Source organism: Marivivens sp. ABH4_498, assembly GCF_056160585.1.
In genome coordinates this window covers 222784-240738 of record NZ_JBSWXL010000002.1, presented here as the reverse complement: position 1 = coordinate 240738, position 17955 = coordinate 222784, and the positions used below count along the sequence as shown (strand labels likewise).

Annotated in this window: 18 protein-coding genes; 8 read left to right on the top strand and 10 right to left on the bottom strand. The window is 54.8% G+C overall.

Going from position 1 to position 17955, the window contains the following annotated elements; all coding sequences use genetic code 11:
* Window positions 1-64 precede the first annotated feature (64 nt).
* Window positions 65-2683 (top strand): DNA mismatch repair protein MutS, encoded by a 2619-nt coding sequence (gene mutS, locus ACXAGA_RS05205; RefSeq protein WP_475116463.1) that lies wholly within the window; start codon window positions 65-67, stop codon window positions 2681-2683.
* A gap of 40 nt (window positions 2684-2723) precedes the next feature.
* Here mutS and ACXAGA_RS05200 read toward each other — a convergent pair whose 3' ends face one another.
* Both ACXAGA_RS05200 and hrcA read right to left on the bottom strand, forming a co-directional pair.
* Window positions 2724-3284 (bottom strand): nucleotide exchange factor GrpE, encoded by a 561-nt coding sequence (locus tag ACXAGA_RS05200; RefSeq protein ID WP_475116462.1) that lies wholly within the window; start codon window positions 3282-3284, stop codon window positions 2724-2726.
* A 10-nt stretch (window positions 3285-3294) separates the two neighbouring features.
* Entirely contained in the window at window positions 3295-4353 is a 1059-nt protein-coding gene (gene hrcA, locus ACXAGA_RS05195; protein WP_475116461.1) for a heat-inducible transcriptional repressor HrcA, read from the bottom strand.
* 113 nt (window positions 4354-4466) lie between these two features.
* On the opposite strand from hrcA, the gene rph reads away from it, so the two are divergent.
* From rph to hemW, 3 genes are read left to right on the top strand one after another with little or no spacing between them, the layout of a single operon-like run.
* Entirely contained in the window at window positions 4467-5177 is a 711-nt protein-coding gene (gene rph, locus ACXAGA_RS05190) for a ribonuclease PH (protein ID WP_475116460.1), read from the top strand.
* Window positions 5174-5785 (top strand): RdgB/HAM1 family non-canonical purine NTP pyrophosphatase, encoded by a 612-nt coding sequence (gene rdgB / locus ACXAGA_RS05185; RefSeq protein ID WP_475116459.1) that lies wholly within the window; start codon window positions 5174-5176, stop codon window positions 5783-5785. The genes rph and rdgB overlap by 4 nt, the downstream gene beginning before the upstream one ends.
* Window positions 5778-6935, top strand: a complete 1158-nt coding sequence (gene hemW / locus ACXAGA_RS05180) for a radical SAM family heme chaperone HemW (RefSeq protein ID WP_475116458.1) — start codon at window positions 5778-5780, stop codon at window positions 6933-6935. Before rdgB ends, hemW begins: the two co-directional genes overlap by 8 nt.
* Here the strand turns inward: hemW and ACXAGA_RS05175 are convergent.
* The 7 genes from ACXAGA_RS05175 to ACXAGA_RS05145 all read right to left on the bottom strand — a co-directional run bounded on the left by ACXAGA_RS05175 (window position 6932) and on the right by ACXAGA_RS05145 (window position 14270).
* Window positions 6932-7831, bottom strand: a complete 900-nt coding sequence (locus ACXAGA_RS05175) for a ParB/RepB/Spo0J family partition protein (protein WP_475116457.1) — start codon at window positions 7829-7831, stop codon at window positions 6932-6934. The two genes, hemW and ACXAGA_RS05175, sit on opposite strands and share 4 nt — an antisense overlap.
* Before the next feature lie 12 nt (window positions 7832-7843).
* The gene (locus ACXAGA_RS05170) at window positions 7844-8644 is read right to left on the bottom strand and encodes a ParA family protein (RefSeq protein WP_475116456.1); all 801 of its coding nucleotides are present in this window, start codon (window positions 8642-8644) and stop codon (window positions 7844-7846) included.
* A complete protein-coding gene (gene rsmG, locus ACXAGA_RS05165; RefSeq protein ID WP_475116455.1) occupies window positions 8637-9242 on the bottom strand; it encodes a 16S rRNA (guanine(527)-N(7))-methyltransferase RsmG in 606 nt (201 codons plus the stop codon). Before rsmG ends, ACXAGA_RS05170 begins: the two co-directional genes overlap by 8 nt.
* A complete protein-coding gene (gene mnmG, locus ACXAGA_RS05160) occupies window positions 9239-11107 on the bottom strand; it encodes a tRNA uridine-5-carboxymethylaminomethyl(34) synthesis enzyme MnmG (RefSeq protein WP_475116454.1) in 1869 nt (622 codons plus the stop codon). Before mnmG ends, rsmG begins: the two co-directional genes overlap by 4 nt.
* 11 nt (window positions 11108-11118) lie before the next feature.
* The gene (mnmE, locus tag ACXAGA_RS05155) at window positions 11119-12399 is read right to left on the bottom strand and encodes a tRNA uridine-5-carboxymethylaminomethyl(34) synthesis GTPase MnmE (RefSeq protein WP_475116453.1); all 1281 of its coding nucleotides are present in this window, start codon (window positions 12397-12399) and stop codon (window positions 11119-11121) included.
* Window positions 12400-12414: 15 nt separating this feature from the next.
* On the bottom strand, window positions 12415-13686 hold the full coding sequence (gene rho / locus ACXAGA_RS05150) for a transcription termination factor Rho (protein WP_475116452.1): 1272 nt from the start codon (window positions 13684-13686) through the stop codon (window positions 12415-12417).
* A gap of 116 nt (window positions 13687-13802) precedes the next feature.
* Complete coding sequence (locus ACXAGA_RS05145) at window positions 13803-14270, bottom strand: CopD family protein (protein WP_475116451.1); 468 nt, start codon at window positions 14268-14270, stop codon at window positions 13803-13805.
* 399 nt (window positions 14271-14669) lie between these two features.
* Here ACXAGA_RS05145 and ACXAGA_RS05140 point away from each other — a divergent pair, with 399 nt between their 5' ends.
* The 4 genes from ACXAGA_RS05140 to dnaQ are packed head-to-tail and all read left to right on the top strand — an operon-like array spanning window position 14670 to window position 17419.
* On the top strand, window positions 14670-15269 hold the full coding sequence (locus tag ACXAGA_RS05140) for a Maf family protein (RefSeq protein WP_475116450.1): 600 nt from the start codon (window positions 14670-14672) through the stop codon (window positions 15267-15269).
* Entirely contained in the window at window positions 15266-16099 is an 834-nt protein-coding gene (locus ACXAGA_RS05135; RefSeq protein WP_475116449.1) for a shikimate dehydrogenase, read from the top strand. The genes ACXAGA_RS05140 and ACXAGA_RS05135 overlap by 4 nt, the downstream gene beginning before the upstream one ends.
* Window positions 16099-16692, top strand: a complete 594-nt coding sequence (gene coaE, locus ACXAGA_RS05130; protein WP_475116448.1) for a dephospho-CoA kinase — start codon at window positions 16099-16101, stop codon at window positions 16690-16692. Before ACXAGA_RS05135 ends, coaE begins: the two co-directional genes overlap by 1 nt.
* On the top strand, window positions 16685-17419 hold the full coding sequence (gene dnaQ, locus ACXAGA_RS05125) for a DNA polymerase III subunit epsilon (RefSeq protein ID WP_475116447.1): 735 nt from the start codon (window positions 16685-16687) through the stop codon (window positions 17417-17419). The genes coaE and dnaQ overlap by 8 nt, the downstream gene beginning before the upstream one ends.
* Here dnaQ and secB read toward each other — a convergent pair.
* Window positions 17412-17909: a protein-export chaperone SecB gene (secB, locus tag ACXAGA_RS05120; protein WP_475116446.1), complete on the bottom strand. Its 498-nt coding sequence runs from the start codon at window positions 17907-17909 to the stop codon at window positions 17412-17414. The genes dnaQ and secB overlap by 8 nt on opposite strands.
* Between the last annotated feature and the right edge of the window lie 46 nt (window positions 17910-17955).

Below are 17955 nucleotides of genomic sequence, written 5' to 3'. Positions count from 1 at the left end.
TCTTTCTACTTTCGTCGCTAACATTGGCTGGTTAGGAATGTCTGGACCGAAAATGGGGGACCAAATGGCAAACGTCACGCCGATGATGGCGCAATATCTCGAAATCAAGGCAGCACACCCAGACGCGATGCTGTTTTATCGCATGGGCGATTTCTACGAGATGTTCTTTGACGATGCTGTGGCCGCGGCCGAGGCTTTGGATATCGCGCTGACCAAACGCGGCAAACACGATGACCAAGACATCCCCATGTGCGGCGTTCCCGTTCATGCCGCCGAAGGGTACCTGCTGACCCTGATCCGCAAAGGGTTTCGCGTCGCGGTCTGCGAACAGATGGAGAGCCCCGCCGAAGCGAAAAAGCGCGGCTACAAAGCGGTCGTCAAACGCGATGTCGTGCGTCTGGTCACCCCCGGCACCCTGACCGAAGACAGCCTGCTAGACGCCCGCCGCCACAATTTCCTAGCCGCCTTTGCCGAAGTGCGTGACGAATCCGCACTGGCGTGGGTCGATATTTCCACAGGCGCATTCCATGTGATGCCCTGCGCCGTGATCCGCATGGCCCCCGAACTGGCGCGCCTCACCCCCAAAGAGGTCCTGCTGATCGACGAAAGCCCATACCGCAACACGGTTGAAGATGGCGGCGCGGCGGTCACTGAATTGGGCAAATCGGCTTTCGACAGCACTTTGGGCGAAAAACGTCTGTGCGATTTGTACAACGTGTCGTCGCTGGACGCGTTCGGGTCATTCACGCGCGCCCAAGTGTCGGCCATGGCCGCTGTCGTCGAATATCTAGAGATCACGCAAAAGGGCAACCTGCCCCTTCTGCGTCCCCCCGTGATCGAAGGCGAAGCCGCCAACATGCAGATCGACGCGGCCACGCGTAAATCGCTGGAACTGACCCATGCGATGGGCGGCGGACGCGCGGGATCATTGCTCGCGACGATCGACCAGACTGTGACCGCTGCGGGTGCCCGTTTGCTGGAACGCCGTCTGGCGTCGCCTTCGCGTTTGTTAGACACGATTTTGGCGCGACAAGAGGCCGTATCCTATTTTGCCGAAAACAGCCGTTTGCGCGATGATATGCGTGACACCTTGCGCGGCGTTCATGACATCGACCGCGCCCTGTCGCGCCTTGCGCTGGATCGTGCGGGCCCCCGCGATATGACCGCGATCCGCAACACGCTGGTGCAGGCCGAACAGATTGCTACGCTTTTGCCTAGCGATTTGCCCCCGTTCCTGTCTGACAGCACCCGCGCGTTGATCGGTCATGACGAATTGCTGGACCTTTTGGATCATGCTTTGGTCGCCGAACCGCCCCTATTGGCCCGTGACGGCGGGTTTATCGCCCCCGGCTATGACGGCGAATTGGACGAATGCCGCACCCTGCGCGACGAAGGCCGCAGCGTGATCGCCGCGATGCAGGCCGAATATGCGGAACTGGCGGGTGTTCAGTCCCTGAAAATCAAACACAACAACGTGCTGGGCTATTTCATCGAAACCACTGCGACCCACGCAGAAAAGATGATGGCGCCGCCGCTGAACGAAACCTTTATCCACCGCCAGACAACCGCGAACCAGATCCGATTCACGACCGTAAAGCTTAGCGAGATAGAGACGAAAATCCTGAACGCGGGCGGCCGTGCGTTGGAAATCGAAAAACAGCTGTTCGATAGCTTGCGCCGCACCATCGTGCAAAATGCGGGACCGATCGGCGTTCTGGCCCGCGCACTGGCAGAATTTGATGTCGCCGCAGGGTTGGCGCATCTGGCTATTGCGGAAAATTGGGTCTGCCCAACGGTCGACAATTCGCGTGCCTTCGACATTTCAGGCGGACGTCACCCTGTCGTGGAACAATCCCTGAAAAAGTCGGGCGAACCGTTCGTCGCGAATGATTGCGCGCTGACCGACAGCAACATCTGGCTGCTGACAGGTCCGAACATGGCGGGTAAATCGACGTTCTTACGCCAGAACGCCCTGATCGCTGTTCTGGCGCAAATGGGCGCTTGGGTCCCTGCCCGCGCGGCGCGGATCGGTCTGGTCAGTCAGATTTTCAGCCGCGTTGGTGCATCTGATGATCTGGCACGAGGCCGTTCGACATTCATGGTCGAAATGGTCGAAACCGCTGCGATCCTGAATCAGGCGGATGACCGCGCTTTGGTCATCCTAGATGAAATCGGACGCGGCACGGCGACCTATGACGGTCTGTCGATTGCGTGGGCCACGTTGGAACATTTGCACGATGTGAACCGTTGCCGCGCGTTGTTTGCCACGCACTACCACGAAATGTGCCAATTGGCCGACAAACTGGGCGGCGTCGATAACGCCACCGTGTCTGTCAAAGAATGGGAAGGCGACGTCATTTTCCTGCACGAGGTCAAACGCGGCACCGCTGATCGTTCCTATGGCGTTCAGGTCGCGCGACTGGCTGGCCTGCCCGCCGCTGTGGTTGATCGCGCCAAGGTCGTGTTGGAAGCGCTGGAAAAAGGCGAACGGGAAGGCGGGACAGCACAAAAGGCGCTGATCGATGATCTGCCGCTGTTCGCGTCCGTCGCCCCAGCGCCCGCGCCCGCCAAAGCCGCCGAACCATCCAAGGTCGAAACCCGCCTGAACGATGTGTTCCCCGATGACCTATCCCCCAAAGAGGCGCTGGCCCTACTGTACGAACTAAAAGAGCTGGCCCGATAATATCGGACCAGCCCTAAAACAGTGACGATGTTGGGGCGAATTAGCCCTGCATCGACGACACGCCGACCTGCGCCGCGCGCAGCAGACGGTCGTGCAACATGAAACCATGTGCCGAAACCTGAATGATGTCGCCGGCTTTGGTGCCAGGAAGCGGAGCTTCGAACATCGCTTCGTGCATTTTCGGATCGAAACGATCACCCACCTCTGGCGAGATCGTAGTGATGCCGTGCTTTTCAAACACGTTGGTCAATTCGCGCATGGTCAGTTCGATGCCTTCGATCAACGCGGCTTGAGCTTCGCGTTGGTCTTCGGAAATGGCATCAATCGCGCGCTGCATGTTGTCGTAAACAGGCAGCAGGTCGCGCGCCAGTTTCGAACCACCATAGTTTTCAGCTTCGCGGCGGTCGCGTTCCGCACGTTTGCGCATGTTTTCGGCATCAGCCACGGCACGCATGAAACGGTCTTTGAATTCATCACGCTCTGCGGTCAGCGCGGCAATGACATCACCGTCTACTTCGACCTCTGGCGCTACGCCATCTTCGGTGTCGAATTCGTCAGCCTCTGCTGCCAGTTCGTCCAGGCTTTTTGGTTCGTCGCTCATTTTCTTTCCCTCAACTCTGGCCGGACAGGACGCGCCCAACCAGTTGCGCTGTATAATCTACGATCGGAACGATGCGCCCGTAATTCAGACGCGTCGGACCGATGACGCCAACGGCGCCAATAATCTTTCGGTCGGCGTTCATATAAGGAGAAACCACCAAAGAGGAACCCGAAAGTGAAAAAAGCTTGTTCTCTGACCCAATAAAAATGCGCACGCCGTCGCCATCTTCGGTCAGGTCCAGAAATTCGGCGATGTCGCGTTTGCGTTCAAGGTCGTCAAACAGCACGCGGATGCGATCCAGATCTTCAGCATTTTCGGATTCGGTCAGCAGGTTGCCGCGTCCACGCACGATCAAACGTTCGGTGGATTCGCCTTTGTTTTCCCAAACGGCGATGCCGCTGGCGACCAGTTCAGCCGCCAGTTGGTCAATCTCGTTTCGGCGGGCATCGATTTCGCGCTGCATCACGGTCGACAGTTCCGACAACGTGCGGCCTTGGGCAAAGGCATTCACGAAATTCGCGGCCTCGCGCATGGAACTGGGCGTTTGACCCGCGGGCGGTGAAAACAGACGGTTCTCTACCTGCCCGTCGGCAAAGACCAAAACGACCAGAGCCTTATCCGCCGACAAAGACACGAATTCGATGTGTTTAATGGGGGCTTCGTGTTTCGGGGTTAGAACCAGCGATGCGCCACGTGTCACGCCAGACAGCGCCGACCCCACACGGTCCAACAAAGTATTCACGTCATCGCGGGATTCGCCGAATGTTTTGTCGATCTGATCGCGGTCTTCGCCGTTCATGTTGACCTCTAGCAGGCCATCCACAAACATCCGCAGGCCCGATTGGGTCGGAATGCGTCCCGCCGACACATGGGGGCTGCCCAGCAGGCCCATGTATTCCAGATCCTGCATCACGTTGCGCACGGTCGCCGCGCTGACCTTTTCGGTCATGTCACGGGTCAGCGTCCGTGATCCCACAGGCGCGCCCGTGTTCAAATACCCCTCGACCACAAGGCGAAACACCTCGCGGGAGCGGTCGTTCATTTCGCTTAGTAGTGCTTTGTCAGGCATAATCGGTTCCCATGCAGGCGACACAATTAAAACCCTGACGCGTGCGGCGTCAATCGGGGTTGGTTTTCATGTAAGCACGGCGTATCCAAATCCCAACAATTTAGGAGATCACAATGCGCCCATCCGGCCGTCAAAACGACGAACTACGCCCGATTTCGATCGAAACCAACGTCACCAAACACGCCGAAGGGTCGTGCCTGATCAAAATCGGTGACACGCATGTTCTGTGTACCGCATCGCTGGAACCACGCGTGCCGCCATTTATCAAAGGGTCAGGCCTGGGCTGGGTCACTGCCGAATACGGCATGCTGCCCCGTTCGACCGGTTCGCGCATGCGCCGCGAATCCGCCATGGGCAAACAGGGTGGCCGTACGGTCGAAATCCAACGCCTGATTGGTCGTTCGCTGCGCGCAGGCGTCGACCGCGTCGCGTTGGGCGAACGCCAGATCACCATCGACTGTGACGTTCTGCAGGCCGATGGCGGCACCCGCTGCGCATCGATCACGGGCGGTTGGGTTGCGCTGAAACTGGCGGTTCAGAAACTCATGAAAGCGGGCGATGTCATTTCCGATCCGCTGGTCGATCCCGTGGCAGCCGTGTCCTGCGGTATCTATGCGGGCCAACCTGTTCTGGATCTGGACTACCCCGAAGATTCCGAAGCGGGCGTTGACGGCAACTTTGTCATGACAGGTAGCCGCCTGATCGAAGTACAAATGAGCGCTGAAGGCTCTACCTTTACCCGCGAACAGATGTCCCAGCTGATGGACCTTGCGGAAAAAGGAAACGCAGAATTGATGAAAGCACAGCTAGAGGCCGTGAAATGACCCGTCGTTTCGAAGGCAAAGAACTGGTCATCGCGACCCACAACAACGGCAAGCTGGTAGAGTTTCAGGCTCTACTGGCGCCGTTTGGTGTCTCTTTAACGTCCGCGGCGGATCATAATCTGGATGAACCGGAAGAGACTGAAAACACCTTTGTCGGCAACGCACGGATCAAAGCGCACTTCGCTGCCAAGGCAACGGGCCTACCTGCGCTGGCAGATGATTCAGGCATCCAGATTGACGGCCTAAATGGCGCGCCGGGCGTTTACACCGCAGACTGGGCTGAAACCCCGAACGGTCGTGACTTCGAAATGGCCATGGAAAAAACATGGGCAAAACTGGAAGAGGCCAACGCACCCTACCCGCGTACCGCGCGGTTCTGCTGCACCTTGGTTCTAGCGTGGCCTGATGGCCATGACGAAGTATTCCCCGGCGTGATGGAAGGCGAAGTCGTCTGGCCAATGCGCGGCGAACAAGGCCACGGCTACGACCCAATTTTCCAACCTGCGGGCTATGACATCACCTTTGGTGAAATGGACCCAGAAATCAAAAACCGCATCAGCCACCGCGCCGATGCCTTTGCTAAATTGGTACAGGGCTGCTTTGCCTGAGGATTGGCAGAACGGTGGCTTTGGCCTGTATATTCACTGGCCGTTTTGTCAGGCCAAATGCCCCTATTGCGATTTTAACAGCCACGTCGTTACGTCCATCGATCAATCCCGATGGGCGGACGCATATGTCGCCGAACTGGACCGCGTCGGCGCACAGACCCAAGGCCGCATCCTGAAATCAGTTTTCTTTGGCGGCGGCACGCCCAGCATGATGGCACCGGAAACCGTGCATCGGATCATGGACAAAGTCCGTGCAACCTGGCCCATGACCAATTCCGCCGAAGTCACATTAGAGGCCAACCCCACATCTGTCGAAGCAGGCCGTTTCCGCGGATATCGACAGGCGGGCGTCAACCGCGTGTCGATGGGGATTCAGGCCCTAAATAACGGCGATCTGCGCGCACTCGGTCGGCTCCATTCCGTTGAAGAAGCCTACGCCGCCTTTGACATTGCGCGATCTGAATTCGAACGGGTCAGCTTTGATCTGATCTATGCGCGGCAGGAACAGACACTGAAAGATTGGGAAACAGAGCTGAAACAGGCTCTGTCTATGGCGATCGACCACCTATCATTGTACCAGCTAACGATCGAGGATGGCACAGCCTTTGGTGATCGCTATGCCATCGGCAAACTGCGCGGCCTGCCCGATGACGATACCGCCGCCGACATGTACGATCTAACGCAGGATATCTGCGGTCAGATGGGTTTCCCCGCGTACGAAGTATCGAACCACGCAAAACCCGATGCTGAAAGCCAGCACAATCAAATCTACTGGCGCTATGGCGATTACGTCGGGATCGGTCCCGGTGCGCATGGACGGCTGTCATTTAGCGGGACGCGTTACGCCACCGAATGTCCCAAAGCCCCACAACTGTGGCTGCAATCGGTGGAAAATAACGGACACGGCGAACTGCCGCGTGAACCACTGTCCCGCGAAGACGAAGTCACCGAATTCCTGCTGATGGGAATGCGTCTGACCGAAGGCGTCGACCTGTGCCGTATGACTGATCTGTCTGGCGAACGGTTTGATCCGGCCATTCAGCGGCTACAAGATGATGGGGTGGTTACCAAAGAAAATGGCCGCCTTTGTGTGACTCCACAAGGACGGCCAATTCTAAACGCAGTACTACGAGATCTGCTATCTGATTAGGACGCAGACAGAATCCGCATCAGATCATCCAATTGGTCCAGCGATTCATAACTGATTGTCACCTTGCCGCCTTCTGTACCGGCAAGGTGATCAATCGACACCTTCATTTTCAGACCAGCCGACAGCTCTTGTTCAATTTGAACAGTATCAGGGTCTTTCGCGGCAGAGCGCACGCGGTTGTTCTGCGCAGCTTTCTGTTTTTGTGGATCAGCTTTTGCCAGTTTTTCTGCGTCACGAACCGATAAGCCCTGCGTGATAATTTTGCGCGCAATGTCAGACGCCTGATCGTTACCGACCAGTGTACGGGCATGACCCGCACTCAGCTTGCCTTCGATAATGAATGTTTGGACGTCGTCAGGTAGGTTCAACAAACGCAGCAAGTTCGCGATGTGGCTACGACTTTTGCCCAAGGCTTGGCTTAGCTGATCTTGCGTATGTCCAAAACGGTTCATCAGCTGTTTGTAACCTGCCGCTTCGTCAATTGCGTTCAGGTCAGCGCGCTGAATGTTTTCGATAATCGCGACTTCCAACACCTCAGTGTCGGTAAATTCACGCAGGATGACAGGAACCTGATGCAGTTTCGCGATCTGCGACGCACGCCAGCGACGTTCACCGGCAACGATTTCGAATTTGTTTTCGTCGCGTGGCGATTTGCGGACGATCAGGGGCTGAATAATCCCTTTTTCTTTGATCGACGATGCCAGTTCCTGCAACGCTTCGTCACTGAAATAACGGCGCGGCTGGTCTGGGTTTGGTTCGACACGTTCAATCGCGACGGTCAAATCAGGCGCGATCGCTTCGCCCGCCTCAGCGGTTTGAACCGGCGCTGTCACATCCGACATAAGGGCCGACAGTCCACGGCCCAATCCGCGGTTTCGATTTGGTTTATCTGCCATCTGTAATCTCCCTTATTTACCCGACCGCGCCAAAAGCTCGGTTGCTAGTTCCCGATATGCCTGACTGCCCCGCGAATTTGGATCATATTCCAAAATGGTCATCGCATAAGACGGGGCTTCGCTAAGGCGAACGTTACGCGGAATAACCGTATTGAACACAAGATCCCGCAAATTTTCTCGTGCGTCGTCTTCGACCTGCTGCGACAGGTTATTTCGACGGTCATACATCGTCAAAACAACGCCTTCGATCGCCAGTTTTGGATTGGCTGTCTGGCGCACTTCGCGGACCGTTAACATTAACTGGGATAAGCCTTCCAAGGCGTAGAATTCGGACTGCAAAGGAACAATGACGGAATCGGCGGCAACCATGGCGTTGATCGTCAACAGGTTCAGCGACGGTGGGCAATCAATGATGATATAATCCAAAGCAAAGGCATCGATGGCCGGCTGGCGCAGCGCGTCATGCAAAAGAAAGCTGCGCTTTTCATTCGCGATCAGCTCGATATCAGCAGAGCTAAGGTCCGTCGTCGCAGGGATCACAACAAGGTTTTCAACCTGCGTTTCGTAAATTGCATCAAATAGCGTTTCGTCACCAACCAGCAGATCATAGGTTGTCACGTCACGATTTTCTGGTTCGATCCCCAAACCCGTCGACGCATTTCCCTGCGGGTCCAAATCCACCAGTAGGATTTTTTTACCCAGATCAGCCAAAGCAGCCGACAGGTTGATGGCTGTGGTCGTTTTACCTACGCCGCCCTTTTGGTTCGCAATCGCAATGATTTTCGGGGCTGTCGTACGGCTTAGGTCAGACACGTTTGAATCCTTTGATTGAAATTAGGCTGGCTTCTGTGTCGGTGATACTCGGCGTGGAATTGTAATCAAATACCCAATCTGCTTTTGCCTCGGAAATTTCGCGATCTGCGTTTTTTCCCTTTTGGAATAGGCAAATCCCGTCAGGTGACAAATGGCGTTCAGCATACCCCAGCAGATCCGTTAACGACGCCAATGCCCGCGCGCTAAGGATATCTGCATTTTGTGGGTCAGCCTTTTCAATACGATCGCTAATGACTTTGACGTTCAAACCCAGTTCGCGCGCCGCGGTTCGCAAGAATGCGCCTTTTCGTTGGTCGCTTTCGATTAATGTAAATCGGCCATCGGGCGTGCGCTCTGATGCAATACAGGCAATTGGGATAGCCGGAAATCCACCGCCGCTACCGATATCGACCCAATGGGTCCAGTTTTGCGGGGCGGATTCCCAAATTTGGACCGAATCCAGGATGTGGCGATCCCAAACGTCATTGACCGTGCCTTTTGCAATCAGGTTAATCTTTGACGTCCATTTGATGACCAGAGATTCAAAGTGTTTTAACTTGTCCAATGTTTCACGTGAAACATCCAATCTCTCAATCATGCGATCTTAGCCTTTTCCAATTTCCGGATTTGCGCCAACAGCAACACCAAAGCGGCTGGCGTCATGCCTTCGATCCGCGATGCCTGACCAATGGTCGCTGGTCGCGCGGCCTGAAGTTTTAACCGAAGCTCGTTCGACAAACCCGAGATGCCTTCGTAACTAAAGTCGGTTGGGATAACGACAGCCTCGTCTCGTTTCAGGCTTTCGATATCTTTCTGTTGTCGCGTGATATAGTGCGCGTACAACGCATCACATTTGACCTGAGCGCGAATGTCAGGATCAATTGACTGCGCATCGGGATATAGCGCCAACAGCTGTTCATCGGTAAATTCCGCCAACGATAGCGCATCCATTGCCGACCGTGTCGGCCCATCTGCGTTCAATTTCGCGCCTGTCGCTGCAATTTCCCGAGAGGTAAAAGTAGCCTCGGACAGCGTTTGAACCGCCGATTGGATCGCATCTTTCTTATCGGAATAGACGGCCCAACGATCATCACCCACACTACCAACGTTGCGTCCCAGTTCTGTCAGGCGCTGGTCAGCATTGTCGGCCCGCAGCGCAAGACGGAATTCAGCACGTGACGTAAACATCCGATACGGTTCTGAAACGCCGCGCGTGATCAAATCGTCTACCATGACGCCGATGTAGCTGTTCATTCGGCTGAAAATGATGTTATCCCCACCCTGAACCAACCGCGCAGCGTTTAGACCAGCAACAACGCCTTGCGCTGCGGCTTCTTCGTAACCGGTGGTGCCATTAATCTGTCCGGCAAGAAATAGGCCTGGCACGTCCCGCAACTGCAGGGTCGGCAGCAGGGACCGCGGATCAACATAATCGTACTCAATCGCATAACCAGGTTGCAGGATTTTAACATCCTCCAAACCTTTCATGGATCGAACATAGGCATCCTGTACATCGACAGGCAGCGATGTCGAAATACCGTTTGGATAGACGGTCGGATCATCGATGCCTTCGGGTTCCAAAAACACCTGATGCGATGTTTTATCCGCGAAACGCACGACTTTATCTTCGATCGATGGGCAATAACGTGGCCCGACGCCGTCGATATGCCCCCCATACATCGCCGACCGCGACAGGTTATCGCGGATAATGTCATGGGTTTTTTCGTTGGTATGCGTGATCCCGCACGAAATCTGCGGTGCTACGACCGATTTATTCATGAATGAGAATAGGACGGGATCATCGTCACCCGGCTGTTCGTCCAGAATATCCCATTTAATCGTGCGTCCATCCAAACGTGGCGGCGTGCCCGTTTTCAAACGCCCCATCCGCAGACCAAAGCTGTCCATGCGTTCGGCCAATTTAACCGAAGGCTTATCCCCCATCCGGCCGCCTGGTTTCTGCACGTCGCCGATATGAATGATGCCGCGCAGGAACGTACCGGTCGTCAGAACAACCGCACCGCATTTGATTTGCGATCCGTCATCCAGCACGACGCCAGCAACGCGGTCACCATCCATGATGAGGTCAGTTGCTTCACCAATCACAATATCTAGGTTCTGCTGATCGGTGATCAGTTTTTGCATCGCGGACTTATAACGCGCACGATCCGCCTGAGCCCGTGGGCCCTGCACGGCGGGACCCTTTTTGCGGTTCAGCAGACGGAATTGGATACCTGCATAATCGGCAGCCAACCCCATAACCCCATCCAATGCATCGACTTCGCGAACCAGATGGCCTTTGCCCAGTCCACCAATAGCAGGATTACAGGACATGACGCCGATGGATTCCATCGACAAGGTTACCAATGCCGTGCGTGCGCCCATACGTGCAGATGCGGCAGCCGCATCGCAACCAGCATGGCCCGAGCCAATTACAACAACATCAAAGTCCAAATGTTTCACGTGAAACACTCCTATTTTCCGATGCAAAAGCTGGAGAAGATAACATCCAACAAATCTTCGACGTCGACGCGACCCGTCAACGATTCTGTCGCCCGCACTGCGGTTCGAATCTCTTCGGCGATAATGTCCGACATTCCAATGCCGGAGTCCATCATCCCGATAGCAGTATTCAGCGCATCACAGCCTTGGAGCAATGCAATCCGATGGCGTTCGCGCATCGCAACGCCAACGCGCGCGCTTTTGTTGCGTAGGTCGGTTTCAATATGGGCGATCAGTTTGTCGATCCCTGCCCCTGTTTTCCCTGATACGCCAAAAACGCCGTCTTGTGGCTGGTCTACTTTGGACCGCACAATAATGGTATCCGACCCAAATTGCTGAGTTGGCTCTTCACCAATCTCCAACATATAGATCACTATATCGGCGGCCTCTGCGCGTTTGCGGGCCAATTCGATCCCCAAACCTTCGACAACGTCGTCGGTTTCGCGAATACCGGCGGTATCCAGAACGGTAACAGGCAAACCGCCCAGATCCATACGAACCTCGATCACGTCGCGGGTTGTTCCTGCGATATCGGACGTAATTGCAGCATCACGACCAGCCAAACGGTTCAGCAGCGTGGATTTTCCAACATTCGGCGCGCCAACAATTGCGACTTCGAACCCTTCGCGGACCCGTTCAGCGATCCGAACGCCCTCTGCCTCGGCCATCATTTCGGTTTGGACGCCAGCCAATAGGTCCGACACCTCGGGCGTGACATCAACGGGAACATCTTCGTCGGCGAAATCAATGGTGGCTTCGATCAAAGCAGCCGCGCGGATTAGGTCCTCGCGCCATTTAATGACTTTATCGCCCAAGGCACCTTGAAACACGCGCAGGGCTTGTTTGCGCTGCGCTTCGGTTTCGGCGTCGATCAGGTCGGCCAAACCTTCGACTTGGGCTAAATCCAAACGTCCATTTTCCAACGCACGGCGGGTAAATTCGCCCGCTTCGGCCAGTCTTAGACCCTGAATCTGTGAAAGTTCGGCCAAAACGGCAGCTGTAATCGCGGGCGATCCATGCAGTTGGAATTCTACGACTTCTTCGCCGGTAAAGCTGCGCCCCTGATCGAACGTCAGGATTAGCGCCTCGTCGATCAATTCGCCTGCGCGGTCACGGACATGACGCAATCCGCGGCCTTTCGGAACCGACCCGCACAAAAGCTTGCACGCGCCAAAGGCCGAAGGGCCTGAGACGCGCACAACAGAAACACCAGCTTTGCCCGGCGCGGTGGCCAAGGCATAAATCGTGTCCATGAAAGCCTCCGCGGCTTAGCTGTTCATCGAATCGAAGAATTCGCTGTTCGATTTGGTCTGTTTCAGCTTGGAAATCAGGAATTCGATCGCGTCCGTTGTGCCCATTGGGTTCAGGATGCGGCGCAGAACATAGGTTTTCTGCAGATCGATCTTGTCCACCAACAGGTCCTCTTTGCGGGTGCCGGATTTCAGGATGTCCATCGCAGGGAAGACGCGTTTATCCGCAACCTTACGATCCAGAACGATTTCAGAGTTACCCGTACCTTTGAATTCTTCAAAGATAACTTCGTCCATGCGCGAACCTGTATCGATCAGAGCGGTCGCGATGATGGTCAGCGAACCGCCCTCTTCGATGTTACGAGCCGCACCAAAGAAACGTTTCGGACGTTGCAGCGCGTTTGCGTCCACACCACCTGTCAGAACCTTGCCCGACGATGGTACGGTTGTGTTGAATGCGCGGCCCAGACGGGTGATCGAATCCAACAGGATCACAACGTCGCGTTTGTGTTCGACCAGACGTTTGGCTTTTTCGATGACCATTTCGGAAACAGCAACGTGGCGCGACGCGGGTTCGTCAAAGGTGGACGACACGACCTCGCCTTTTACGCTGCGCTGCATGTCGGTCACCTCTTCTGGGCGTTCATCGATCAGCAGAACGATCAGATAGCACTCTGGGTGGTTCTTTTCGATGCTGTGCGCGATGTTTTGCAGCAGAACAGTCTTACCCGTACGGGGCGGAGCCACGATCAGCGAACGCTGGCCTTTACCGATTGGGGATACCAGATCGATGATACGGGCCGAACGATCCTTCACGGTTGGATCTTCGATCTCCATTTTCAGGCGCTCATCAGGGTACAGCGGCGTCAGGTTGTCGAACGCGACCTTGTGGCGGGCTTTCTCTGGTTCTTCGAAGTTGATTTTCTCAACCGTGACCAGCGCGAAATAGCGTTCGTTGTCTTGTGGTTCCTTGATCACGCCTTCGACGGTGTCACCGGTACGCAGCGCGTGCTGGCGGATCATGTCGGGCGATACGTAGATATCATCAGGACCCGGCAGATAGTTGGCCTCTGGCGAACGCAGGAAACCGAAACCGTCCTGCATGACCTCTAGAACGCCGTCACCGCCGATAATCCATTCTTCGTCCGCACGTTCGCGCAGAATGGCGAACATCATATCGCCTTTGCGCATCGTGGATGCGTTTTCGATCTCCAACTCTTCGGCCATAGCCAAAAGGTCTTTGGGGCTTTTTGCCTTTAGATCGGCAAGGTTCAGACGGTCTTGCGACATTGCAAACCCTTTCACGCACGACGCGCCGCGCCGGCAAACAGTAATGATGTTAGACAGAGTCCATCTCCGGACGGAGAGGCGCCCCTATTAAGCGCGACTCAGGGCACGAGTCAAATTTAGAATTTGAAAATGACCGAAAACACGATGATCAGCATCAGAACGGTCGGTACTTCGTTCATCAGGCGATACTGGCGGCCAGTTAGGGCATTGTTGTTTGCCATGAAATCCTTGCGCCGTTTTCCCAGCCAATGATGAAACCACGTCATCGCAATGACGCTTGCGCCTTTGGTGTAGGGCCAGATCATTCCCCAGCCAACAACGCCTGGCGTAAAGACCAACATCAAACCAAAGATCCAGGTCGCGATCATCGCTGGGTTCATGATCGCCCGTAAAAGCAATCTTTCCTGATGTTGGAATAGCAGATCCATTTCACTGCCCTGTTCCACCCCGCGTTTTTTCAGACCTTCGACGTGATAAACGAAAAGACGTGGAAGATAGAACAATCCTGCCATCCAAGACATGACCGAAACGATATGAAGGCTCTTGGTCCAGAAATATGCGCTGCTTAGGAAATCTTGGATCATGTCAGGTCTCGGTTCGGTTCCCCCCTAATAAATATATTATTTAAAAGAAAAGAATTTGGTTGTTGTACTGTGGATAACCGGGTCATTCATAGTTTTCCCCAATGTTATCCAGTTTTCCCCATCCGTCCACAAGGCTGATTTTTCTGTGGAATGATTCAGAAAAACCATAAATTTCAGTACTTTATTTTTGACATCTGAAAATTGACTCTGAAACGGGTCTGAGTCCTGTGTCGATTCCCACCGATCTGTCCACATGTGGCAGTTATCCCATCCCCATGCTGAAAACCTGTGTTGGAATCGAGAATAGTTTGATCGGAAATTGCGACTTGGCGAGTCAACCTCTAAGAGTCCCCCAACCTGCCCTCAGATTATACGGAAGTTTTCCTGCCAGTTATCCACATGTCTGATCCGATTATTCTAGCATCCACATCCGAAATTCGCGCCACTTTGTTGCGCAATGCAAATGTGCCTTTTGAAACCGTTCCCGCCCGCGTGGACGAAGAGGCAATTCGCGATGCCCTATTGGCCGAAGATACGTCGCCCCGCGATATTGCCGATGCATTAGCCGAAGCGAAAGCCCGCAAAGTATCTATGAAACTGCCATCCGCGATGGTTTTGGGCTGCGATCAGGTGCTAGAGGCGGACGGAAAGATGTTTTCCAAACCGTCCAGCATCGATGACGCCCGCGAACAGCTGAAAACCCTGCGCGGCAAAACGCACCGTCTGCTTTCTGCGGCGGTTGTGTATAAGGACATGGAACCGATTTGGCGTCATGTCGGCGTTGTTCGCCTGACAATGCGTCATTTTTCGGATGACTATCTAGATGACTATCTGGAACGGAACTGGGACAGCGTCCAATGGGCGGTTGGCGCATATAAATTAGAAGAAGAAGGATCGCGGCTAATGGCGCGTATCGAAGGCGACTATTTCAATGTACTTGGCCTGCCTTTGTTGGAATTGCTGAATTACCTGACGATCCGTGGGGACTTGAAATCATGAGCGAACATAAAATTCCTTTGGCAGGCGTTGTCGGTTGCCCGATTTCGCATTCGAAATCACCGCGTCTGCACGGTCACTGGCTGAAAACCTACGGGATCGAAGGCCACTACATTCCAATGCATATCGAGAAAGAGGATTTCGCCGAGGCGATCCGCAATATGCACAAACTGGGGTTTGTCGGATGTAACGTGACCATTCCGCATAAAATCACTGCGTTGGAAATCGCAGACGTGATTACCGATCGCGCATCTATGATTGGGGCCGCGAATACTCTGACATTCCGTGATGGCAAAATTTACGCTGATAATACAGACGGTTACGGGTTTACCGCGAACGTCTGGCAGGGCGAACCTGACTGGAAACCGGATGAAGGCCCAGCATTGGTTATGGGTGCCGGCGGTGCCGCGCGCGCGATCATCGTGGCGCTGCTGGATAGCGGCGTTCCGGAAATTATCCTGACGAACCGTACGCGCGCGAATGCGGAAACGCTGCGCAGTGATTTCGGCGCCAAAGTGCGCGTTGTTGAATGGGTAAACGCAGGCGACGCAATTGCCGATGCGCATACCATTGTGAACACCACGTCCCTTGGGATGAAGGGCGGTCCGGAGTTCAAGGTAAATCTGGATAAACTCCGCGCGGACCAGTTGGTGACAGACATCGTTTACACGCCGCTGCGGACGCATCTGTTGAACGAAGCAGAAAAGGCTGGATGCCGTACTGTCGATGGGTTGGGCATGTTGCTGCATCAGGCAGTTCCAGGTTTTGAACGCTGGTTTGGTCGTCGCCCCGAAGTGACCGAAGAGCTGCGCCAACTGATGCTGGCTGGCTGATGATCAAACTGGGCCTCACAGGATCGATCGGCATGGGAAAATCGACAACCGCGTCGATGTTCCGTGATGCCGGTATTCCTGTGTGGGACGCTGACGCCGCCGTTCATGAAATTTACGGCGTCGGCGGAACGGCAGTTGAGCCTATTCAGAGCCTATTTCCTGATGCAATCGTCGATAATGCCGTTAGCCGCGACGCGCTGAAAAAGATCATACAATCTGATCCTGATGCCCTGACCGCTATCGAACAGATTGTGCATCCTTTGGTGGCTGATCACCGCGCGGATTTTATCGCGGCCCATGCGGATGCTGAGCTGGTCGTGTTTGATATCCCCCTGTTATTTGAAACGGGCGCGGATGCGTGGCTGGACAAGGTTGTTGTTGTTTCCTGCCCTGCTGAAGTGCAGGCCGAACGCGTGCTGTCACGTGGAACAATGACGCCTGAACAGTTCGACATGATTCGATCGCGTCAAATGCCGGATGCCGAAAAACGCGCCCGCGCGGATTACGTGATCGAAACGCTGACCCTAGACGGGACAGCCGCAGATGTGCGACACCTGATTTCCGATCTGACACACGGGGCAAATCATGCGTGAAATCGTTCTGGATACAGAAACCACAGGGTTCGAACCCGAAAGCGGCGACCGTATTGTCGAAATCGGTTGCCTAGAGCTGTATAACCACATGCCCACGGGCAAAACATATCACGTTTACATCAACCCCGAACGATCCATGCCCGCCGAAGCCTTTGGTGTGCACGGGATTGGCCCCGATATTCTGGAACCGCCTCGCCCCGCTGAAAAAGGCGAAGTGACCCTGCTGGACAAACCCAAATTTGCCGCGGTCGGTCAGAGCTTTCTGGATTTCATCGGCACAGACAGCCGTCTGGTGATCCACAACGCGACGTTCGATATGAAATTCCTGAACGCTGAATTGCGCTGGATGGGATTACCGCAAATTCCGAACGAACGGGCGCTGGATACGCTGGCAATCGCGCGTAAAAAATTCCCGGGCTCGCCTGCGTCTTTGGATGCGCTGTGTCGCCGTTTCGGCATCGACAATTCGAACCGTACCTTGCACGGTGCGTTGCTCGACTCTGAAATTCTGGCGGATGTGTATCTGGAATTGATCGGGGGCCGTCAGCCTGACTTTGCCCTATCGACGCAATCGACATCTTCGGCGGGGTCTAGCGCCCAAACAAATTGGCGCCCTACCCCTCGGCCAACGCCGCTGCCATCGCGGATCACCGAAGAAGAAACCGCCGCCCACAACGCATTCGTTGAAAAACTGGGCGACGGCGCTTTGTGGAAAAAGCTTAGTTAGCAGGGGTTTCTGCTGCTTCTTTTTGAGCCTGAACGCGGCGCATGATTTCCTGCTGGTAGATCGTTGCGAAATCGATCTGGTCCAGGTTCACTGGTGGGAAACCACCGTCGCGGGTTACGTCAGATACAACGCGGCGCAGGAACGGGAATGTCAGGCGCGGGCATTCGATCATCAGATAAGGGTGCATCTGGTTTTCTGGCACGCCTTCGATCTGGAAAATACCAGCGTAGTCGATTTCCAGCAGGAACAAAGGCTCTTTGCCTTCTTTGGTGTTCGATGTGACGGTCAGTTTGGTCATCACTTCGTACTGGTTTTCCGTGCGTTTGCGGGCATCCAGCGCAACTTTGATCGACATTTCTGGGGCTGGATCGCCTTTGACGCCTTTTTGCGCCAGAATGTTTTCGAACGACATGTCGCGGATGTATTGCGCGACGATACGGTTTTTGATCTGGGCCGGTTGGGCCGCGGTTTGGGACTGCTCTTCAGCCATCAGACTTCTCCAAAAATAAGGTTCGGCCTTGTTTATCAGGCCTGAA

Coding starts and splice junctions, on each gene's coding strand:
- mutS (WP_475116463.1), top strand. CDS start 65: ATGGCAAACGTCACGCCGATGATGGCGCAATATCTCGAAATCAAGGCA.
- ACXAGA_RS05200 (WP_475116462.1), bottom strand. CDS start 3,284: ATGAGCGACGAACCAAAAAGCCTGGACGAACTGGCAGCAGAGGCTGAC.
- hrcA (WP_475116461.1), bottom strand. CDS start 4,353: ATGCCTGACAAAGCACTACTAAGCGAAATGAACGACCGCTCCCGCGAG.
- rph (WP_475116460.1), top strand. CDS start 4,467: ATGCGCCCATCCGGCCGTCAAAACGACGAACTACGCCCGATTTCGATC.
- rdgB (WP_475116459.1), top strand. CDS start 5,174: ATGACCCGTCGTTTCGAAGGCAAAGAACTGGTCATCGCGACCCACAAC.
- ACXAGA_RS05175 (WP_475116457.1), bottom strand. CDS start 7,831: ATGGCAGATAAACCAAATCGAAACCGCGGATTGGGCCGTGGACTGTCG.
- rsmG (WP_475116455.1), bottom strand. CDS start 9,242: ATGATTGAGAGATTGGATGTTTCACGTGAAACATTGGACAAGTTAAAA.
- mnmE (WP_475116453.1), bottom strand. CDS start 12,399: ATGGACACGATTTATGCCTTGGCCACCGCGCCGGGCAAAGCTGGTGTT.
- rho (WP_475116452.1), bottom strand. CDS start 13,686: ATGTCGCAAGACCGTCTGAACCTTGCCGATCTAAAGGCAAAAAGCCCC.
- ACXAGA_RS05145 (WP_475116451.1), bottom strand. CDS start 14,270: ATGATCCAAGATTTCCTAAGCAGCGCATATTTCTGGACCAAGAGCCTT.
- ACXAGA_RS05140 (WP_475116450.1), top strand. CDS start 14,670: ATGTCTGATCCGATTATTCTAGCATCCACATCCGAAATTCGCGCCACT.
- ACXAGA_RS05135 (WP_475116449.1), top strand. CDS start 15,266: ATGAGCGAACATAAAATTCCTTTGGCAGGCGTTGTCGGTTGCCCGATT.
- coaE (WP_475116448.1), top strand. CDS start 16,099: ATGATCAAACTGGGCCTCACAGGATCGATCGGCATGGGAAAATCGACA.
- dnaQ (WP_475116447.1), top strand. CDS start 16,685: ATGCGTGAAATCGTTCTGGATACAGAAACCACAGGGTTCGAACCCGAA.
- secB (WP_475116446.1), bottom strand. CDS start 17,909: ATGGCTGAAGAGCAGTCCCAAACCGCGGCCCAACCGGCCCAGATCAAA.